We start from the raw sequence: 19,683 nt of genomic DNA on the forward strand, positions 1-19,683 counted from the left end.
GGATAACCTATTGGTTTTATTATGGGTTTGCTCGGGCTGGAGTAGAACACCCAACATTTATAACCGGTTCAAAGCATAACTTCAAACAAAACAAGCACTCCCGTTTAAACTGACTATGCTTAAGGTTATAGGGTGATATTGGAAATCGAGTTGGAATGTTGGTGGATCAAAAGAATTCCGTTGATGATTGGGTGGATTTCCTGGGGAAGGAGCACATGCCGGCGCTGGCCGAAACAGTGCAAAAATTAAGCAAGCTCACCACGGACGACGACTCCCGGGTTTCACAGCTGACTGAGCAGATACTGAAGGACCCCAGCCTTACGACGCGGGTGCTGCAGGTTTCCAATAGCGTGGTCTACAAGGGGCTCGGGGGGAACATCAAAACCATTACCCGGGCGATTGTCATGCTCGGCTTTACCACCATCCGCGATATTTCGTTGTCCATGCAGATCCTGGACAACATCCTCAAGCAGAACCCCTCTGAATATCTGATGGGCCAGATCGCCAATTCATTCCATGCCGCCATGCAGGCGCGGAGCATGCTGCGGTCTGCGAAAGCGCCGGATCAGGAAGAGATCTTCATTTCCACATTATTACTGCACTTTGCCGAACTATCGATGCTGTCGCGGGACGATGAGGTCAGTCGCAAACTGAACCTGTTGCTGCGGGAGAATGAGATGACCGCCAACGATGCGGCCCTGGAGGTATTGGGGTTCAGCTTTGATCAGATTTCCGTAGCGCTGGCCAAACAGTGGGAGCTGGGGGATATTCTGGTGGAGGCGCTGAGCAAGCCAAAATACCCGAGTAAACTGGCGCAGGCGGTGATCCTGGGCGACGAGCTGAGCCAGGTGGCCATGCTGGGTTGGAATTCGGACCCGGTCAAAAAAGTGATTAAGAGCGTCGCCAAGTTCCGCGACATCAGCTTTAAGGATGCCATGGAGGACGCCAAGCAGATGGCCGATATGGCCCAGGATCTGGCGGTCCACTACGGTGCGGCCAAGGTGCGGCATTTGATCCCGAACTCCGATACCCGGGCGGATCCCGCTCTGGTCCAGGAGCCGGTGAACCTGAAACCTGTAAACCTGAATCAGGTGGAATCCGGCATGCCCCCCGAGTCAGAGGCGGGAGCGCCACCCCAAGACGCCGGCGCAGAAGCCAGGTCTGGCCCAGAGACGAGTGCTGTGGCTCAGACTGGGACCCGTCACCAGGAAGAGGACGAAGGGATTGAGGATCTGATCGAAATGGCTCTGACCGGTGGCAGTCGACCGCAGCCGGTTCTGGATCGCGAGGATACTGAAACCCAAGTTCAGGTAGGGGTGCAGGATGTTCAGCTGCAGATGGATATTATGCAGCAGCTGAATATCCTCATTGCGGATAAGCGGGTGGATGTGAACCAGATGTTCAATCTGGTGATGGGTGGCATGCTCGACGCCATCGGCCTGGATCGGGTCGTCATGGCGCTGGTAGCCAAAGATCGCAAAGTGTTGGTGCCGAAGTTTTTTAAAGGCCAGGTGGATCTGGAGTTCAAGGAGCGCCTAAAAATCAACCTGCTGGAGGAAAACACGTTCTCCAACGCGATCCGGCAGTCGCAACAGTTCTGGATGGGATCAAAAATGATGGCCGGTCGTGCTTATCTGCATACCGCCCATCTGGATGAGGTGTTGGGGTATTCCGAATACTTTGTCGCGCCGATCATTGTATCCCGTCGGCCCATCGGTATTTTCTATGGGGATCAGGCGGTTTCCAGGCGTCCGTTGAACGATCAGCAATACGCGGGCTTTACCATGCTGGCGCAACAGGTTGGGCTGGCGCTGACCGCCAACCAGAGTTGATGGATTATGCTGTCATCAGGGCGCGTTGGCGACGTCTACATACAATGTCAGCATGTCGCCCGGCTGCAGGTATTTGCGGATGTCGATGTCATTCCAACTTTTCAATTGGCCCAGCGAAACATTGAACTTGTTGGCGATACCGGCGTAGGAATCCCCGGAGCGCGCCCGATAGCGTATCTTGCGCATCCGCTGGCTCTGCATCTCGCTATTGGGCTGGGTCTGCCCGGTCCACACCACCAGGGTTTTACCCACCGACAAGGTATCGGTGGGGGCCATGCTGTTCCATTTGGCCAGTGACCTGTGGCTGACACCGTAACGTCTGGAGATGGACCAGAAAGTTTCTCCACTCTTAACCTTGTGCACCACTTTCTGTTTGCCGCTCACGTTGCGATTCTGTTTCGTGGCGAGTCGCTGTTCGGCACTGAGGCTGTAGTGATCCAGGGGCTCCGAGGATTGGGGTATTAACAGGGTTTTGCCGGCCCGAATGGTGTTGCTGGAAAGGTGGTTGATCTGTTTCAGCAATTCCGGAGTGATGTTGTGCTTGCGGGAAATGGATAAAATGGAATCCCCTTTTTCTATGGTGTAGCGCCCCCAGGCCACCCGTTTCTCCGGCGGCAGTTTGGCCAACTCGGACCGCATCAGCTCAGCCCGATCAAGAGGAACCAGAATTCGATGCGGGCCGCCGGGGTCTGTGGCCCAGCGGTTAAAGGCCGGATTCAAACGGTAAAGCTCTTCGATGTTGATGCCGGCCATCTTCGCCGCCATGGCCAGATCCAGTTGCCCACCAATATCGATCGCTTCAAAGAAGGGCTGATAAGGGTAATCGATCAGGGTGATGCCGTACTTTTCCGGATGGGCATACAACTGGGAAATGGCGATCAGTTTGGGTACATAGGCCCGGGTTTCCTTGGGCAGGTCCAGGGACCAGAAATCCGTGGGCTTGCCCCGAGCCTCGTTACGCTTGATGGCATTGCGCACGGTACCGGCGCCGGAATTATAAGATGCCAAGGCCAGCATCCAGTCGCCGTCGAATTGCCGGTTAAGGGACTCCAGGTAGTTCATGGCTGCGTCGGTGGCGGCCACGATGTCCCGCCGGCCTTCGTACCACCAGGTTTGTTTCAGACCAAAGGCGCGACCGGTACCTGGAATGAATTGCCAGATTCCGGCAGCGCGGCCATGGGAATAAGCAAACGGATCGTAGGCGCTTTCCACCACCGGCAGCAGAGCCAGCTCGCTGGGCAGGCCGCGCTTCACGGATTCCTCAATGATGTAGTAAAGATAGGGCTCAGCCCGTCGCGTCACCCGATCCAGATACGCTTGGTGTTTGGCGTACCAATCCCGTTGCTCTTTGATGCGTTTATTGTCGGCCGACAGGTCCAGCAGGGTGTGCTTTCGATAGACGTCCCACATGGTGGGCAGATCCTGGGTGGCCGCAGCCGCGCCGCTGCCGTCGGCCACGTCGTCGAATACACCGGGAATGAAATAATCCGGACCACTGTAGTCGCCGTCAGGGTCAGTTTCGCTGGCCTCATTTTCGGCAGAGGGGTAATCGGTCAGGTCCGGGCTGGGGCTGGACTCGTAGGTAACCACATCTGAGGGTTCCGGACCGTTCAGGCTGCAGGCGGATACCAGCAGAAAGATAAAGGTATACAAACCAGCGTGACTGACAAGCGACTTCAATTTCAACACTTCTATCCTGGATAAAAACACCGGCATTCCGGCAATGGGGCGCCTCATTGTAGGGATGAGATCAACCTAGAACAATTTGGTTCATTTATTGGAAATTGTCTTTCCATTGCCGAAGTGTAGCAAAGCTCTCCACCTCGTTGGCCGGAAGTCCGCCGCAATTCTGACGTAAAGATTCCAAAACGGCAGGTTCCTTGACCCGAAGAAACGGATTCACCTGGCGCTCGAGTTGGATGGTAGAGGGTAAACTGGGCAAATTTTGAGCTCTAAGCCGGGCCACCGTTTCGGCCCGTTCCTGAATTGCCTGGTTCCCGGGTTCCACGGCTTTGGCAAATGCCAGGTTGGCGGTGGTGTATTCATGGGTACAGCACACCTGGGTGGTGCCAGGCAGGGCGGCCAGCGCCTGGAGCGAGTGATGCATCTGTTCCGGAGTGCCTTCGAACAGGCGTCCACATCCGGAGGAAAAAAGCGTGTCGCCACAGAACAGCAGCGGCCCAAGAGGGGTGTGTTCGGAATAGAAGGCAATATGACCCGAAGTATGGCCTGGCACCTCCAGTACTCGAAACTCCAGCCCCCAATTCAGGCTCAACGCATCACCCTGATGCAAGCCGTGGGTTCTGCCCGGGATGGTTTCGTTGGCGGGGCCCCAGACCGGAATTCCGCTGAAGGCCTGCAGCAGGGGCTCGATGCCGGACACATGGTCCCAGTGATGGTGGGTGATCAGAATTCCTTTTAGTGTGAGTGAGCGGTCCTGCAGGTAATCGAGTACCGGCTCAGCCTGTCCAGGGTCCACTACGTAGGCGGACTGGTTGTCGTGTATACACCAAATGTAGTTGTCGGTGAAAGCGGGTATGGGATGTAGAGTCAGCATGGAATATGATAACCTGAATGGACGTTTTGTGTTGAGCCTGATGGGGATAGCCCGCGTACTATGAGTTTACCCAGACTGTTTAAACCCTTTCAACAAGTGCATGGCGCTTCTGTTCACCCACTGTTGAGCACCTGGTTTCAAACAGAGTTGGGGCAGGAGCTCCTGAAGCAGGAGAAAGACATCCTCAGCCGCGTTCTGCCTTCTATATTTGGCTACCACCTGGTGCAGACCGGGATAGGCGAACCACAGTGGCTGGCGGAATCCAGCACCATTCACAACAAGCTTTACCTGAGTGAGCAACCCCAGCAATCGAACCAGTACCGCTGCGTGTGCAGCCGCCTGGATGAGCTCTCCCTGGCCACCGAAAGTATTGATGTGGCGATCCTCCATCACAGCCTGGATTTCGACAGCTCACCCCACCGCGCGCTGCGGGAGATGTCCCGGGCCATTATCCCCGGCGGCCACATCGTCATCGTCGGCTTCAATCCCTGGAGTCTGTGGGGCATTGCCCGCTTCTTCCTGATGCACACCACTGCCATGCCCTGGAGTGGTAATTTTCTCAGCCCTTACCGTTTGTCTGACTGGCTCAAACTGCTGGATTTTCAGGTGGAAGGCTACGAAAGCACCGCCTTTGGTCTGCCCACCGCGAACAAGCGTACCCGCAACTTCTTTAACTGGCTGGCTTATCTGGGCCAGCGAATCTGGCAACAGCGGGGAGGCGTCTACGTGCTGGTGGCGGTTAAGCAGGTTTCCACCTTGACCCCGATAAAACCCCGCTTCAGACGGGTTGCCGACTCATTGGTGAACATTCCGATCACCGGTATTGCCAAACCTTCCACCCGCAAGCCTTTCAGTCCCGGAGGCGGTTCGGAGTCATAATGGATTTTGTAGAAATATTTACCGACGGCGCCTGTAAGGGGAATCCTGGGCCAGGCGGCTGGGGTGTGTTATTGCGCTTTAAAGGCCATGAAAAAAGCCTGAAAGGGGCGGAACCCCAGACCACCAATAACCGTATGGAGCTGACCGCAGCGGTGATGGCGCTGCAAAGCCTGAAGCGACCCTGCAAGGTAAGCCTGACCACCGATTCCCAGTATGTCCGCAAAGGCATCACAGAGTGGATCCACGGCTGGAAGAAAAAGGGCTGGAAGAACGCCAGCAAACAACCGGTCAAAAATGCGGACCTGTGGCAGGCCCTGGACGCCGCCCGGGAGCAGCACGATGTGGAATGGCATTGGGTTAAAGGTCACAGTGGGCACCGGGAAAACGAAATCGTGGACCAATTGGCCAATCAGGCCATTGATGAAATGTTAGGGAGATAAACATGCGACAAATCGTACTGGATACAGAAACCACGGGTCTGGAGCCGTCAGAAGGGCACCGGATCATCGAAATCGGGTGCGTGGAAATGGTGAACCGTCGGCTCACCGGCAATAACTTTCACCGTTATCTGCAGCCGGACCGTGAAATTGATGACGGTGCCATTGAGGTGCACGGTATTACCAATGAGTTCCTGGCGGACAAACCCCGGTTCCGTGATATTGCCGATGAGTTCCTGGAATACATCAAAGGTGCCCAGCTGGTGATCCATAACGCGGCATTCGACGTGGGCTTCATCAATCACGAGTTCAGTCTGTTGGGCCCCGGAATGGGGAAAACCGAAGACCACTGTTCAGTGCTGGATACGCTGCTACTGGCCAGAAAGATGCACCCCGGTCAGCGCAACAGCCTGGATGCCCTGTGTAAACGCTACGAGATCGACAATTCCCATCGAGAGCTTCATGGCGCATTGCTGGATGCTGAGATCCTGGCGGATGTGTATCTGGGCATGACCGGTGGCCAGACCAACCTGAGCCTGACCAGCGGCGATGAGGAGGAGGGCGGTGTCACCGGGGCCGCCATCCGCCGTTTGGGGGCTGAGCGCCCTCGGCTCAAGGTCTTGGCAGCCACCCCTGAGGAAGTCGTACTGCATGAGGAGCGCCTGCAGGGCATCGACAAGTCCAGCGGGGGGAACTGTATTTGGTTAAAGCACTGACAAAATGTCGGTTCTGTGCAGTGGTTCAATAGTTTAAGTTGTCGAATTTTGATTTAAAAGATACAGTTAAACAATGGGTTATGGCTGGTTCCTAAACCAATGACTAATGAGTTTCCATAACCTGCGGCCAGGGCAAGAGTTATCTCATTGAAGTAAAACGAGAAAAAGAATCTATAATGAGAAGACGCCCTGCATAAACATTCTTAGGTTAGGTTGGGCAATTCATTGGCTTGACCAAAAGACAACCACGAGAAGTCCGCTTCCATAGAACAAGAACGGTGTCAGCATGCTAACAATTGAAGGTTCTGCCTCTCTTAATCTGGTCAAAGAGCAGATCGACGAATCTCTGGCAATTGCAGAATCCAATCTGGAGCAATTCGTTGAGGAACCGGAGAACGAATCCCGGTTGAAAGCAGCCATAGAGCAGTTCGCCCTGATCAAAGGGGTGTTCAAGCTGATCAATCTACCTGGCGCGGCCATGCTGTCCGAAGAACTGGAGCTGCTGGGTCATAAAATTCTTGCCCACCATGATAAAAACAATGAGCGTGAGCTGGCTGCGATCAGCAACGCCATCATGGTGCTGATTCATTACCTGGAATATGTTGAGGTCAAAAAGCAGGCGTTGCCTGTGCTGCTGATCCCCACCATTAACGAAGTGCGTTTCTTTTTGAACCGCTCCCTGATCACCGAGAGCGTGTTTTTTGATTTGGGTGAAAACCCCGCACGTCCGCCCAAAGAAGGCAGTCATCAGGTGGACATGGAGCAGCTGCAAAATTCCGGACGTCGCCTGCGTCACATGTATCAGGTGGGGTTGCTGGGTATTCTGCGCAATGAGAGCGTTTCCGCCAATGCCAAAATGATGTCCCGGGCGGTTTCCCGCATTGATGCGCTCTGTGGGAATGCCCCCATCAGCAAACTGTGGTGGCTCACTGAAGCCGTTCTGGAGGCCATTGCCCAGGAGGCTGTGGAGCTGAATGTGGCACGCAAATCCCTGCTGGGTATGGTGGACCGCCAGATCAAGAACGTGGTGAACATGGGTGAAAGTGCCCTTAACAAGGAACCTTCCAAGGCGACTGTGCAGGAGTGCGTGTATATTGCCTCCCTGGCCGGTCCGGTGGGCGATCACCTGCGGGAGGTCACCCAACTGTTCAAGCTGGAGACCGGTGGCCTGACTGATGCCAGCCTGCGCCATGAGCGTGAAATTCTGCGGGGTCCTGGTGGCACGGTCATCCGCTCAGTGGCAGAGGCCTTGGCGGAAGAACTCAACCATATCAAGGACGCCCTGGATTTGGGCGCACGTGGTGCATCCGGTGATGATGAAGGCTTTGAGCCGATCGCAGACTCCATGCGTAAGGTGTCCAACACGCTGATCATGCTGGGATTGAGCAAGGCGGCCGGTGTATTCAAGGAAAAATCCGATATCGTGCGAAGTTGGACGCCCCAAGACATCGATGCGGACTCAGATGAATTCAACAAGGTCGCCGATGCGTTGTTGTATGTGGAGAACAGCATCGCCACGCTCTCACCCCGCCGGGGACCGGACAGCAACCTGTACAGTAGCAAGGCCGAAGAAGCCATCAATGACGGCATCTCGGTAACCCAGCTGGATGACGCCCGCCGCGTGGTGGTGGGCGAAGCCCGTGCCGGGTTGTCCCTGGCCAAACGCGCCATTACCTCGTTTATGGATTCCAACTGGGATGGCATGCACCTCAATAATGTGCCGGTCACTTTGAAATCCGTGTGGGGTGGACTGATCTTCCTGCAGTTGCGTCGCGCGGCAGCCGTCGTGGAAGCCTGCGAAGCGTTTATCGAAAACAAACTGATCAAAGATCGCAGCGAAACGCCCACCGCCGGGTTGATGGAAACGCTGGCGGATGCGATCACCAGTGTGGATTACTACCTGGAAGGCATGGAAGACGACAAGCCCATTGGTGAGGGGATAATGGAAGTGGCAGAGGAAAGCATGCAGGAGTTGGGCTTTCCGGTCAAAGCAGCTTAGACGGTAGGTAATGATGGAATTCGTACCCGGGGTAATAGCGCCAGAAGAATTGCAGGGGGACCATATATGGTTTGCGTTCTATCAGGGCAAGCTGCTGATGGTTCAGGATCAGTATGGGCTGATGGTGCCGCAGATCGACAAGTTTTCCCTGCTGGGTATCGCCCATGAGGAGCCCCATTATCTGGGGTCGCTGCAAAACAACCATTGTTTCGCTGTGAACCTGAAAGAGGAAGCGCCGCTGCCCCCCAATTACATGCTTCATGACCTGCGTCGTGTGGCCATGATGGTGGACCCGTTTCTGTTCATGGTGGCCGGCAAAGCACGCCAGGTTCTGGACTGGGACCGTAATCACCAGTTTTGTGGGCGTTGTGGTACACGCACAGTGCCCCATGACCGGGATCGAGCCAAGCTCTGTCCGGAGTGCGGACACACGCAATATCCCCGTATTTCCCCTTGCATCATCACCCTGGTGACCAAAGGTCATGAAGTGCTGTTGGCCCGTTCCAGCAGCTTTCCGCCTAACATGTTTTCCACTCTGGCCGGTTTTGTTGAGCCCGGGGAAACCCTGGAAATGGCGGTGCATCGTGAGATTCAGGAAGAGGTAGGGGTAAGGGTTCGTAATCTGGAATACATGGGGAGTCAGCCCTGGCCGTTCCCCCATTCATTGATGATTGGCTTCTATGCCGAGTATGCCGGTGGCGACATCGTCCTCGAAGACGAAGAAATTGACGAAGCGGGCTGGTGGCCCATAGATCAACTGCCCATGATTCCCCCCAAAGGTTCCATATCCCACGAGCTGATCTCAGGCTACGTGAAGAAAATGACGGCGCACGGAATTTCATAACGGACCCAGGCTATGCAATATCAATGGATCACAGCCCCAATTGCCATCGTCGGATTGATTTTCCTGGCGATCGCCTTGTTCATGTTGCTGCGCAAGGACTGGTTCCTGGGCTGGGTAAAGGGCACTGTCGGCTTTGTTTTTCTGATTTTGGCCATCCTGATGGGGTTGACCGCCCTTAACGTCAATGCCTATCGGCCGGTCGACAAAGAAGTCACCGTGGCCACCATCAGCTTCGATAAGCTGGATGAGCAGGTTTACAAGGCCAATGTGGTGATGTCGGCCGGTGGTTCCGAGATGCCATTCGAGATCACCGGTGACCTGTGGCAGGTGGACGCCCGGGTGATCAAGTGGAAGGGTCTGTTGGCCAGCCTGGGCGGGCGGCCTGGATACAAGCTTGACCGTATTCAGGGGCGCTATTTTACCCTGGAGGATGAGCGTTCCAAACCCCGCAGCGTGTACGCGCTTAGCAACCCTGACATCGGCTTCGACCTGTGGAGTGCGATTGATTCACTCTCGCGTCATGTGCACTGGTTTGACGCCGAGTACGGCAGCGCCACCTTCCTGCCTATGGCTGACGGTGCCTTGTTTACTATCCAGCTGACCAGCAACGGACTGATTGCGCGACCGGAAAACGACCGTGCCATCATCGCCATCCGCCAATGGGAATAGGTGGGATTCCCGGCCCCTTTGCGTTATCTTATGGCCTCGTATAATCATCAGGATTTCTAACCCGAGGTTCATTTGTGATCGAATTTCTGTCTGAGTACGGCCTGTTTCTTGCCAAGGCCGTGACCATTGTTATTGCCATTCTCATGATCGTGTCCGTAGTGGCTGCCACCGCGCAATCCCGTCAACGTCGGGACCATAAAGGTGACATCATCGTCACCCCCCTGAACGATTTTTACGAGGAACTGCGGGACGCCCTGCAACACAGTGTGCTGGACAAAGATCAATTGAAGCAGATCGAAAAGGACCGCAAAAAAGAAGAGAAGTCCAAAAAGAAGCACAAAGAGGAACCACGCAAGAAACGGGTATTTGTGTTGGACTTCGATGGTGACGTGAAAGCCAGTGGGGTAGAGCAGTTCGCCAACGAGATTACCGCTGTGCTCACCATGGCTGAAAAGCAGGACGAGGTCGTCCTCAGACTGGAAAGTCCAGGGGGACAGGTGCATTCCTATGGTTTGGCGTCCTCTCAGTTGGAGCGCTTCCGGCAGAAGGAAATTCCCTTGACGGTGTGCGTGGACAAAGTGGCCGCCAGTGGCGGCTATATGATGGCCTGCACCGCCAACAAAATCCTGGCTGCGCCTTTCGCCATTCTGGGCTCGATCGGAGTGGTGGCAGAGCTGCCTAACTTCAACCGGATTCTGCGCAAATACGACGTGGATTACGATATCTATACCGCCGGTGAGTTCAAGCGCACGGTCACCATGCTGGGGGAGAACACCGATGAGGGCAAAAAGAAATTCGTTGAGGAAATCGAAGAAACCCACGTCCTGTTCAAAGACCTGATCAAGCGCAATCGGCCGAGCCTGGATGTGGATGCAGTGGCAACGGGTGAACACTGGTATGGGCAACAGTGCCTGGAGAAAGGATTGATCGACGGCATCCAGACCAGCGAAGACTACCTCTATGAAATCAGCCGAGAGTGTGAGATTTTTGAGGTGTCCTTCGAGGTGAAACGCAGCATGGCGGATCGCCTTGGGTTTGCGATGGAGGGGGCGCTCACCCGTGCTGTATCTCGAGTCCTGGGCACTTCTCAATTGCGCGGAAAAAATCTGATTTAAGGAGAAATCACATGGCGGAGACGTTCAGGGCATTTTGGGTTGAGGAGACAAGCGACGGGTTTCGACACAGTGTCATCGAGCGTGCTTTGGATGATTTGCCTCCTGGGGACGTCGTCGTTAACGTTGAGTGCTCCTCCATCAATTACAAAGATGCGCTTTCTGCCTCTGGCAATCGGGGAGTAACCCGTAATTTTCCTCACACACCGGGTATTGATGCTGCCGGCACGGTTGTTTCATCCACCGATCCCCACTTCCAGCCAGGGGACCCGGTAATTGTGATGGGCTATGACCTGGGGATGAATACTGCCGGTGGATTCGCCGAGAAAATCCGGGTTCCCGCGGGTTGGGTAATCCACCGCCCACAGCGTTTAAGTGCCGAAGATGCCATGGTGTTTGGTACAGCAGGCTTTACCGCAGCCATGAGTGTGGATACGCTCCTGCAGGTGGGTATTGCTCCGGAGCAGGGCCCTGTGTTGGTAACCGGGGCCACTGGGGGGGTTGGCATCATCGCCATTTGGCTATTGCGCAATATGGGATTTGAGGTGGTTGCGTCTACCGGAAAATCCAATCAGGATGATTTACTAAAACACGTTGGCGCCAGCAGCATTGTCGATCGTGAAACCCTGGTTGAAGGCCAAAAACGACCCATGAATAAACCGCAGTGGGCAGCAGCGGTCGATACGGTAGGCGGCCCTGTTCTCAGTAATGTGCTTAAGTCCATCCAATACGGTGGCAGTGTCGCGTGCTGTGGCATGGTGGCCGGAACTGAGATCAATACCAGTATTTTTCCCTTCATTCTGCGTGGCATCAACCTCCTGGGCGTGGACTCTGTTGAGCTACCATTGGACGTGAAACAAGACATCTGGGAAATGATTGGGAAGCATTGGATGTATCCCGATTTCAACCATTTTAAAGATTCGACCACCCGCGTCATTGGAATGGATTCACTTTCAGAGTGTCTTCAAATGGTGCTTGAGGGCCAACATTGCGGTCGTTTTGTAGTCAGATTGTGATCTCTCAACCCAAATCTAAATAATATAGATTTGCATTATTGGTGCGTGATGGTTTAAATTCTGCCCCCGTAACAAAAGCGTCATAAAAAGAGAGGGGGATCGTAAAATTGGAATTGAATAGAACTGCCATTGCCGCTGCGGTTGCAGCAACCGTGCTCGCCAATGTCGCCAACGCCACACAAGATGAAATTCAGGCTCTAAAACAACAGCTGGAGCAGCAGCAAGCGCAATTGGATGCGTTGACTGACGCTTTAGAGAGCAATCGTAATTCCGGCTCAGATGGGTGGTGGGCCGATACCAGTTTCGGTGGGTACGCCGAATTACATTACAACAACATCAATAGCCAGCAATCTTCGAAAGACACGGTGGAGCTCGATCTGCACCGTTTTGTTCTGTTCTTTGGACATCGCTTCAATGACAAAGTCAGCTTCTTCTCCGAATTAGAGGTGGAGCATACGGTTGCCGGTGAAGGCAAAAACGGAGAAGTTGAAGTCGAGCAAGCGTTTATCAAATACCAATACGCAGACAATCACAGCGCAAAAGCGGGTGTGTTCCTGGTTCCAGTGGGCATTTTGAACGAGGTGCATGAACCTGACACGTTCTATGGTGTTGAGCGCAACAATGTTGAGAAGAACATCATTCCAACCACCTGGTGGGAAGGCGGCGTGATGGCGTCGGGCGAAATGTTCACAGGCGTAAGTTATGATGCGTCGGTCAGTTCTGGTTTGTATCTGGATGCTGCGGACGGCGATTTCAAGGTTCGCGATGGACGCCAGAAAGCCAGTGAGGCCAACGCAACCGATATGGCGTATACCGCCAGGATCGTCTGGAATGGTATGCCCGGGGTGCAAGTCGGCTTTACCGGTCAATACAACACGGATTTACTGCAAGGCGATGTGGTCGGCTCGGTAAAAGATGTAGACGCTTTGCTTCTTGAAACTCATGTTGATTTACGAAAAGGACCTATCGGACTGCGCGCACTTTATGCCACTTGGGATATCGACAGTGCGTTGGACGATATCGCGGCTGGCGCCAGCGAACAAACCGGTTGGTATGTTGAGCCGTCCTACAAGTTCTCTGAAAAAGTGGGAGTGTTTGCCCGCTATAGCCAGTGGGACAACCAAGCGGCTGACGATGATGTAGATTCCAACTACGAGCAAATGGATGTGGGGATCAACTATTGGTTGGTGGATACGGTCGCATTGAAAGCGGATGTACAGAAGACCAATGAACCGGGCAACACAAAAGAAGGCTTTAACTTGGGTATCGGTTGGAGCTTCTGATCGAATCCAGTTCATCAATCAAATTAGCCCTGGCTTAACGGCCAGGGCTTTTGCGTATATGAAATTCTTCAAATTAATTCTCGTAACCTACCTGCTATGCTGGGCCGGGCCTGGATTGCCTGAGCAGGTTTATCACACCAAAGATTCATTCCTGGCCATGGCTTTCCCGGGCGGACAACCGAACACCGGAGTGGTTTGGCTGACTTCACAAAGAAAGCTCGATGCAGAAGAACTTTTAGGCCATTCCCCTTCAGAGCTGCGAATACGATACTGGTCTTTAAACGGGCGCAGTGCCTGGATACTGGATAAGATCGGCAAAGAGCAACCCATCACCATCGGTGTCATTGTGGAAGATGCCAAAGTGGAAGGCGTTGAAATCCTCGTGTACCGGGAATCCAGAGGGGGGGAAGTCAGACATGACTTTTTCAAGAAGCAATTTGAAGGGGCTCAACTGATCGATAACATTGACTTGGATCGTAACATTGATGGAATCAGTGGTGCTACGCTTTCGGTCAATGCGGTGACCAATGTAACCAAATGGGCTCTCTATCTTCATAAGCAGATTTTAGAATGAAACGCGCTACATTAATTCGTACCTTGTGGCACTGGCACCGGCGTTTGGGCTTGGTGGCTTGTGTGATCCTCTTGATATTGTCGGTTACCGGCATCCTGTTGAACCACAGTAGTCAGTTGGGATGGGATCGAGACCCGATTTCAACGCAGTGGATTCTGCATAGCTATGGGTTTGAAGGACCATCAGAGTATGAAGGTATTCAACACGGCGGTTCATACTGGATTATTTCAGGCTATCAGTTGTTTTTGGATCAAACGCCGATCGCCTCCTGCAATACTCCTCTGCACAGTGTGGTTGAGCTATCCGAGATGGTTGCAGCGGCGTGTCTGGAGCAGGTCATGTTGTTCACTGGGGAGGGTGATCTGTTGGAAACCATCAGCGTTCTGCCCCAGCCGGGCCTGAAGTCGTTGGGCAAGAAGAGGGGGGAAGATGTGTTGATTCTTGAGTATCCAACCCAGCGCTATACCCTAGACCCAGATTCACTCGAAATAGTACCCGTGGATGGCGTTCGGAATGAGGTCTCTACTCTGGTACCGGTCCCTCAGTCCATCAGTGAAAGCATTCAGGAGCAGTTTCGGGTAAAAGATCTCACTTGGGAGCGCTTCATCCTGGACGTACACGCCGGTCGCTGGTTCGGCGGTTGGGGTTGGGTTTTGATGGATCTGGGTGGTCTCTTGTTGCTCTTGTTGGCCATATCCGGAGTGGTTATGTACACCCTCAGGCGTACTCGCTAACGTCAGTCCCTGCGCAACCGATCTGAAATGGCAATCGGGGTCGGGAAGCGAAAGACCACGATATAGGTAGACATCAGGAACGTGAGAATGGCTGTTGCCTGGATGACATGGGCTGCAACCACGCCAATCAGCCCCTGCGCGCTGGCGATGAATGCGATCAGCAGCGAAAACTCACTGGTTTGACCCAGGCGGAAGCCCGCCTCCCAGGACAGGTGCTTGGATTCGCCCACTGCCTGCAGTAGTTTGGCGTGGAAGACGGGCTTCAATACCAACACCAGGGCGGTAATCAACAGGCTGGGTAGCCAGATTTCCCCCACCAGTCCCAGGTTAAAGCCGGCGCCGATCGAGAAGAAAAACAGTATCAGGAAAAAATCCCGCAACGGCTTCAGGTTGGTGGCTATGTATTGGGCAATGGGGCTGTTGGCAAGGCTGATACCCGCAATGAACGCACCGATTTCTAATGACAGCCCCAAAGCTTCCGCTAATTCAGCAACCCCCAGACACCAACCGATGGCCAGCAGAAAGATGTATTCGTGGAAGCGGTCAAACTTCATTAGTAAGGGCAGAATGATCCAGCGCACAAAATAACGTGCACCCAATAACAGTCCGGGCAGCGCAATGCCCACTCCCAACCAGGCCCCAACATCGCCGATATGGCCGGTGCCTGACAACAGAATCAAGATAATGATGGCCAGGATGTCCTGGATCAGCAGAATGGCGATCAGTACTTCACCGGTGTGCTTGTGGTGCAGCATGGTAGTGGGCAGCAGCTTTATGCCGATAATGGTGCTGGAAAACATCAGCGAAACACCCACCACCCCGGATTCCATCCAACTGAATCCAAACAGGTGGCAGATGAAAGTGCCCAGCAGACACAGAATAACCCCGCTGGTGACGGTCACCAGGGCACTGCGACCGATCAGCTTACCGAAATTACGGGGTTGCAGATCCAGCCCAAGCAGGAACAGCAGGAAGACGATTCCGATGTGGCTGATCTGCTCCAGGGTCTTGCTGTCGGATACCAGATCCAATCCATAGGGGCCGAACAGACCGCCCAATACGATGTAGCCGATAATCAGCGGTTGGCGGGTGAACAGGGCAAACGAAGAGATGACCGCCGCACCACTGAAAATCAGAAAGATCGAAAAAACGATGGACTCAGAACCCATTAAACATCAACCCCGAATACGTTGATTTCAGTGTAGCAAAATTGGTTTAACCAGAGCGGGTTGATTAGCAGCAACCTCCACTTTCATTGCTGGTTGCCAGTAGCATGCGGTCAAAGGGCAGGGACGTACCGCAGCCTTCGAAAATCCCGAAATGGGTATCCCAGTTGCCAACGAATTCAAAATGGTCTTTGTAGCGGGTTTCATTGAGCATGCGGTAGGTGTTGCCACACACCGGGAACACTTTACCGGTTTCAATAAAGTGATGCTTGTCCAGAACAAGGTGATGAGGGTTGTGCGGAATGGTGCCTTTATAGATCACCGCCTGGCCGTAATCCTCGCAGGCGGGTTCCAGTCCCTCAATCTTGAACAGACGATAAGTGGCACTGAAAAACTCAATGTGGCCGATTCTGGCTTCAATGGCAGGGTTGTCGATGGTGAGTGGCCGGTCTTCCACCAGCCTCGGATCTGCGAATCCGCAGCGCTTGGCCAGGTTGACAAAATCATTCCAGTACAGGGCACCGCTCAGGCACTCACCGTACAACAGGGGATCGGATACCAGTGCCTGCGGTACCCGCTTGCTGGAATAAACATCGGAAAAATACATCTCTCCACCGGGCTTCAACAAACGGTGGGCCTGCTTTAATACCGCTTCCTTATCCGGTGACAGGTTGATGACGCAATTGGAAACGATGATGTCAAAGCTGTTGTCCGGCAGGTCCAGTTGATCCAGCTTTTCGATGTAGCCTTTCAGGAACTGTACATTGGGTGCCTTGAAGCCAAATTGATCCGCATGGTAGTTCAGATGAGCGTTGGCTACGGCCAGCTGCTCGTCGGTCATATCGACGCCCACCACAAATCCGGTTTCACCCACCAGCGCCGACAGGGCATAACAGTCGCGACCGGACCCGCTGCCCAAATCCAGGATGCGCATGCCGGCCAGCAGATCTGGTGCGATCAGCCCGCAACCGTAGTAGCGGGTCATGACCTCGTCGTGAATCTTGGATAGGATGGGCTTCAGATAGTCCGGCAGGCTGGCATCGGTGCAACAGGCATTGGTCTGCAAATCCTGGCTGCTTTGAAGGGTCTTACCGTAATAATCTTGTACTTGCTCGTGCATGGAATGACTCCAGTCCGATGGGTCCGCAGATTGAAGATCTGCAATATGAATGAGGTTAACCTGCATTTTTGTGTATTCGGAAGCAAAAGAAAAGCCGCACGATGGCGGCTTTTGCAATTTTAGGTGTGGAACCCGTGTTTCATGGGCGGCGCAGGTAAATAGGCCGTTTCTCCACCGCGTCCGCCTGATAGGTGACGGTAAAATCGGACAGCCCGTTCAACGCTTCCTCGATGCTGCGATCATCACGGGGCTCAAAACTGTTGAAACCGCAGCGCTGCATGTAGAACATCTGATCCCGCAACACATCGCCACAGGCTCGCAATTCACCCTGGAAGCCCAGGCGGTCCCGCAGGATGCGCGCCAGGGAATAGCCGCGACCATCCCGGAACACCGGGAATTCGATGGCGATGAGGTCGACTTTATCCAGGTACTCCACTAGAGCCTCGGGCTCCACGTCTCCGGTCACTTTAATGCCGATTTTTCCGTCCCACGCGCCGCCCTGGGCAGGCAGAACGGATGGGTTTTCAAGTAGCAGGTCAAGCGCCACCAGAATGTCTCCACTGGCAGGCATCTGACTGACATCGGTAACCTGTGTATAAGAGTCGTCGACGATGGCCCGATCTTTGATGATTTTACGCGGCATAGACACGCTCCTTGAATGGGGCCATTCCAACTCGCTCATAAGTGGATAGGAAAGATTCACCTTCAATGCGTTTTTCCACGTACACATCAATGATTTTGGTGATGACGCCGGCGATGTCATTTTCAAAGAACGACGGGCCGATGATTTTACCCACCTTGGCATCACGGCCGGAGCAACCACCCAAGGACACCTGGTAGTACTCTTCACCTTTCTTGTCGACGCCCAAAATGCCGATGTTGCCGATGTGATGGTGTCCGCACGCGTTCATGCAACCGGATATATTGAGTTCAATCTCACCCAGATCATAGAGGTAATCCAGATCGTCAAACTGGCGCTGGATCTGTTCTGCGATGGGTATGGATTTGGCGTTTGCCAGGGAGCAGAAATCCCCACCCGGACAGCAGATGACGTCAGTCAGGCAACCGATATTAGCGGTTGCAAAGCCCAACGGTTTGAGTTCACTCCAAAGGGCAAACAACTGATCCTGCCGCACGTCCGCCAGCACCACGTTCTGTTTGTGGGTACTGCGTATTTCACCGAAACTGTAGCGATCCGCCAGATCGGCAATAGCATACAGCTCCTCAGTGGTCACATCCCCAGGAGCCACTGCGGTTGCTTTCAGGGACAGCGTCACAGCCATATAGCCCGGCTGCTTATGCGCGGTGCAATTGCGTTTAATCCAGGCATCAAAACCGGGATTTTCTGCACGCTTCGCCACCAGCTCAGCGGGATTATCCGCCAGAGTGTCATAAGCGGGCAGGGGGAAGAAGCTCCGCATACGCTGGATCTCTGCCTCGGGCAGATCCATTTCTGAGTCTTTCATGTACTGCCATTCCGCTTCCACTTTCTCACGGAAGGCTTCCACACCGAGGGCTTTGACCAGAATCTTGATGCGGGCCTTGTACTTGTTGTCCCGGCGCCCATAGCGGTTATACACCCGCAGGATGGCTTCGAGATAAGACAGCAGATATTTGGGTGGCAGGGCTTCGGTCACTTTTTCTGCCACAATCGGCGTTCGGCCCAGGCCACCGCCCACCCAGATGTCAAAGGCAGTGGCACCCGTGGCATCCTGTACGATTTCGACACCAATGTCGTGGAATTTGATGGCCGCCCGGTCGGATGCGGATGCGTTGACCGCGATCTTGAATTTACGGGGCAGATAGGCGAACTCCGGATGGAACGTACTCCATTGCCGAATGATCTCGCACCATGGGCGTGGGTCTTCCAGCTCATCGGTGGCGACGCCGGCAAATTGGTCGGTGGTCACGTTGCGGATACAGTTGCCGCTGGTCTGGATGGCGTGCATCTGCACTGAGGCCAGCTTTTCCAGAATATCTGGCACCTGCTCCAGGGCGGGCCAGTTGTACTGGATGTTCTGCCGGGTGCTGAAATGTGCGTAGCCCTTGTCGAAATCACGGGAGATCTCAGCCAGCATTCGCACCTGGGTGCTGTTCAGCATGCCGTAGGGGATGGCCACCCGCAACATGGGGGCATGGCGTTGAACGTAGAGCCCGTTCTGTAGCCTCAGGGCCAGGAATTCTTCATCAGACAGCTTACCGTCCAGAAAACGCTCGGTCTGGTTACGGTATTGAGCTACCCGCTCATTCAGCAGTTGCTGATCGTATTCGGTATATGCGTACATAACTTCAGTTCGTTTACTGCGTTTGACGGCCCGTAACCCTATGAAAACTAGGGGTTTGGGCGGTTAATACAGAGGATCGTGCGATTTTGAGGCGAGCAGGGTACCAGTATGGCTTTATTCATAAAAGGAATATTTTGAAATATCAATATATTGATTTATGAATATCAATCATTATTCTGTGCACTACGTGATCAAGCAGACGGACTATTTTGCGGCGGCATCCAGCACATTGTTTACCACCACAATCATGGTGATGACCAGCGCGATGACGGCAATGATTCCCATCGCAATGAACTGGGACGCATCCCCCTGTTTAAAGTCCTGCTCCCGGTTCTTATCGCTTTGTATGCCAAAGATAGCGGCAACGGTGCTTTGCAGGAGCCCCAGGATGCCACGCCCCTTTTTCTTGCCCTCTTTCTTTTCCAAAGACTCTTGCTGTTCAGTCATTTACCTATCCTGC

General features: G+C 53.9%; 19 protein-coding genes. 12 read left to right on the forward strand and 7 right to left on the reverse strand.

The features are described from left to right. Positions 1-155: 155 nt before the first annotated feature. Entirely contained in the window at positions 156-1,832 is a 1,677-nt protein-coding gene (locus D9N14_RS09615; protein ID WP_290579158.1) for an HDOD domain-containing protein, read from the forward strand. Positions 1,833-1,847: 15 nt separating this feature from the next. On the opposite strand, the gene D9N14_RS09620 is transcribed toward D9N14_RS09615, so the two are convergent. Both D9N14_RS09620 and gloB read right to left on the reverse strand, forming a co-directional pair. Further along, positions 1,848-3,521, reverse strand: a complete 1,674-nt coding sequence (locus D9N14_RS09620; protein WP_290579159.1) for a LysM peptidoglycan-binding domain-containing protein — start codon at positions 3,519-3,521, stop codon at positions 1,848-1,850. A gap of 85 nt (positions 3,522-3,606) precedes the next feature. Further along, a complete protein-coding gene (gene gloB, locus D9N14_RS09625) occupies positions 3,607-4,389 on the reverse strand; it encodes a hydroxyacylglutathione hydrolase (protein ID WP_290579160.1) in 783 nt (260 codons plus the stop codon). Positions 4,390-4,449: 60 nt separating this feature from the next. On the opposite strand from gloB, the gene D9N14_RS09630 reads away from it, so the two are divergent. The 11 genes from D9N14_RS09630 (at position 4,450) to D9N14_RS09680 (ending at position 14,652) form a co-directional block, all read left to right on the forward strand. Continuing rightward, positions 4,450-5,268 carry a class I SAM-dependent methyltransferase gene (locus tag D9N14_RS09630; RefSeq protein ID WP_290579161.1) on the forward strand — a complete coding sequence of 273 codons (819 nt, stop codon included), beginning with the start codon at positions 4,450-4,452 and terminating at the stop codon, positions 5,266-5,268. Next, positions 5,265-5,708: a ribonuclease HI gene (gene rnhA, locus D9N14_RS09635; protein WP_317622604.1), complete on the forward strand. Its 444-nt coding sequence runs from the start codon at positions 5,265-5,267 to the stop codon at positions 5,706-5,708. The genes D9N14_RS09630 and rnhA overlap by 4 nt, the downstream gene beginning before the upstream one ends. A gap of 2 nt (positions 5,709-5,710) precedes the next feature. Next, the gene (gene dnaQ / locus D9N14_RS09640; RefSeq protein WP_290579163.1) at positions 5,711-6,421 is read left to right on the forward strand and encodes a DNA polymerase III subunit epsilon; all 711 of its coding nucleotides are present in this window, start codon (positions 5,711-5,713) and stop codon (positions 6,419-6,421) included. Between the two features lie 286 nt (positions 6,422-6,707). Further along, the gene (locus D9N14_RS09645; protein WP_290579164.1) at positions 6,708-8,420 is read left to right on the forward strand and encodes a hypothetical protein; all 1,713 of its coding nucleotides are present in this window, start codon (positions 6,708-6,710) and stop codon (positions 8,418-8,420) included. 13 nt (positions 8,421-8,433) lie between these two features. Continuing rightward, positions 8,434-9,264: an NAD(+) diphosphatase gene (gene nudC, locus D9N14_RS09650; RefSeq protein WP_290579165.1), complete on the forward strand. Its 831-nt coding sequence runs from the start codon at positions 8,434-8,436 to the stop codon at positions 9,262-9,264. Between the two features lie 12 nt (positions 9,265-9,276). Next, positions 9,277-9,933 carry a phage holin family protein gene (locus D9N14_RS09655; RefSeq protein WP_290579166.1) on the forward strand — a complete coding sequence of 219 codons (657 nt, stop codon included), beginning with the start codon at positions 9,277-9,279 and terminating at the stop codon, positions 9,931-9,933. 77 nt (positions 9,934-10,010) lie between these two features. Further along, positions 10,011-11,048, forward strand: a complete 1,038-nt coding sequence (gene sohB, locus D9N14_RS09660; RefSeq protein ID WP_290579238.1) for a protease SohB — start codon at positions 10,011-10,013, stop codon at positions 11,046-11,048. A gap of 11 nt (positions 11,049-11,059) precedes the next feature. Then, positions 11,060-12,061: a YhdH/YhfP family quinone oxidoreductase gene (locus D9N14_RS09665; RefSeq protein ID WP_290579167.1), complete on the forward strand. Its 1,002-nt coding sequence runs from the start codon at positions 11,060-11,062 to the stop codon at positions 12,059-12,061. Positions 12,062-12,168: 107 nt separating this feature from the next. After that, positions 12,169-13,344 carry a porin gene (locus D9N14_RS09670; RefSeq protein ID WP_290579168.1) on the forward strand — a complete coding sequence of 392 codons (1,176 nt, stop codon included), beginning with the start codon at positions 12,169-12,171 and terminating at the stop codon, positions 13,342-13,344. Between the two features lie 58 nt (positions 13,345-13,402). Beyond that, positions 13,403-13,918: an FMN-binding protein gene (locus D9N14_RS09675; RefSeq protein ID WP_290579169.1), complete on the forward strand. Its 516-nt coding sequence runs from the start codon at positions 13,403-13,405 to the stop codon at positions 13,916-13,918. Continuing rightward, positions 13,915-14,652, forward strand: a complete 738-nt coding sequence (locus D9N14_RS09680; RefSeq protein ID WP_290579170.1) for a PepSY domain-containing protein — start codon at positions 13,915-13,917, stop codon at positions 14,650-14,652. The genes D9N14_RS09675 and D9N14_RS09680 overlap by 4 nt, the downstream gene beginning before the upstream one ends. Positions 14,653-14,654: 2 nt before the next feature. On the opposite strand, the gene D9N14_RS09685 is transcribed toward D9N14_RS09680, so the two are convergent. The 5 genes from D9N14_RS09685 to D9N14_RS09705 all read right to left on the reverse strand — a co-directional run bounded on the left by D9N14_RS09685 (position 14,655) and on the right by D9N14_RS09705 (position 19,670). Beyond that, a complete protein-coding gene (locus D9N14_RS09685) occupies positions 14,655-15,821 on the reverse strand; it encodes a cation:proton antiporter (protein WP_290579171.1) in 1,167 nt (388 codons plus the stop codon). A 64-nt stretch (positions 15,822-15,885) separates the two neighbouring features. Then, positions 15,886-16,938, reverse strand: coding sequence for a methyltransferase domain-containing protein (locus tag D9N14_RS09690; RefSeq protein WP_290579172.1), 1,053 nt, complete (start codon positions 16,936-16,938; stop codon positions 15,886-15,888). Positions 16,939-17,077: 139 nt separating this feature from the next. Beyond that, complete coding sequence (locus D9N14_RS09695) at positions 17,078-17,581, reverse strand: DUF934 domain-containing protein (RefSeq protein WP_290579173.1); 504 nt, start codon at positions 17,579-17,581, stop codon at positions 17,078-17,080. Then, a complete protein-coding gene (locus D9N14_RS09700) occupies positions 17,571-19,223 on the reverse strand; it encodes a nitrite/sulfite reductase (RefSeq protein ID WP_290579174.1) in 1,653 nt (550 codons plus the stop codon). The genes D9N14_RS09695 and D9N14_RS09700 overlap by 11 nt, the downstream gene beginning before the upstream one ends. A 204-nt stretch (positions 19,224-19,427) precedes the next feature. After that, complete coding sequence (locus D9N14_RS09705) at positions 19,428-19,670, reverse strand: DUF2970 domain-containing protein (RefSeq protein WP_290579175.1); 243 nt, start codon at positions 19,668-19,670, stop codon at positions 19,428-19,430. Positions 19,671-19,683: the final 13 nt, after the last annotated feature.

It is taken from the genome of Ketobacter sp., assembly GCF_003671495.1.
Classification (GTDB): Bacteria; Pseudomonadota; Gammaproteobacteria; order Pseudomonadales; family Ketobacteraceae; genus Ketobacter.

Bases quoted from the DNA above. Each gene is read 5' to 3' on its own strand.
- D9N14_RS09695 (WP_290579173.1), bottom strand. From the start codon at position 17,581: ATGCCGCGTAAAATCATCAAAGATCGGGCCATCGTCGACGACTCTTAT.
- D9N14_RS09615 (WP_290579158.1), top strand. From the start codon at position 156: ATGTTGGTGGATCAAAAGAATTCCGTTGATGATTGGGTGGATTTCCTG.
- dnaQ (WP_290579163.1), top strand. From the start codon at position 5,711: ATGCGACAAATCGTACTGGATACAGAAACCACGGGTCTGGAGCCGTCA.
- D9N14_RS09630 (WP_290579161.1), top strand. From the start codon at position 4,450: ATGAGTTTACCCAGACTGTTTAAACCCTTTCAACAAGTGCATGGCGCT.
- D9N14_RS09655 (WP_290579166.1), top strand. From the start codon at position 9,277: ATGCAATATCAATGGATCACAGCCCCAATTGCCATCGTCGGATTGATT.
- nudC (WP_290579165.1), top strand. From the start codon at position 8,434: ATGGAATTCGTACCCGGGGTAATAGCGCCAGAAGAATTGCAGGGGGAC.
- D9N14_RS09675 (WP_290579169.1), top strand. From the start codon at position 13,403: ATGAAATTCTTCAAATTAATTCTCGTAACCTACCTGCTATGCTGGGCC.
- D9N14_RS09700 (WP_290579174.1), bottom strand. From the start codon at position 19,223: ATGTACGCATATACCGAATACGATCAGCAACTGCTGAATGAGCGGGTA.
- D9N14_RS09680 (WP_290579170.1), top strand. From the start codon at position 13,915: ATGAAACGCGCTACATTAATTCGTACCTTGTGGCACTGGCACCGGCGT.
- gloB (WP_290579160.1), bottom strand. From the start codon at position 4,389: ATGCTGACTCTACATCCCATACCCGCTTTCACCGACAACTACATTTGG.
- D9N14_RS09665 (WP_290579167.1), top strand. From the start codon at position 11,060: ATGGCGGAGACGTTCAGGGCATTTTGGGTTGAGGAGACAAGCGACGGG.
- D9N14_RS09645 (WP_290579164.1), top strand. From the start codon at position 6,708: ATGCTAACAATTGAAGGTTCTGCCTCTCTTAATCTGGTCAAAGAGCAG.
- D9N14_RS09685 (WP_290579171.1), bottom strand. From the start codon at position 15,821: ATGGGTTCTGAGTCCATCGTTTTTTCGATCTTTCTGATTTTCAGTGGT.
- D9N14_RS09690 (WP_290579172.1), bottom strand. From the start codon at position 16,938: ATGCACGAGCAAGTACAAGATTATTACGGTAAGACCCTTCAAAGCAGC.
- D9N14_RS09705 (WP_290579175.1), bottom strand. From the start codon at position 19,670: ATGACTGAACAGCAAGAGTCTTTGGAAAAGAAAGAGGGCAAGAAAAAG.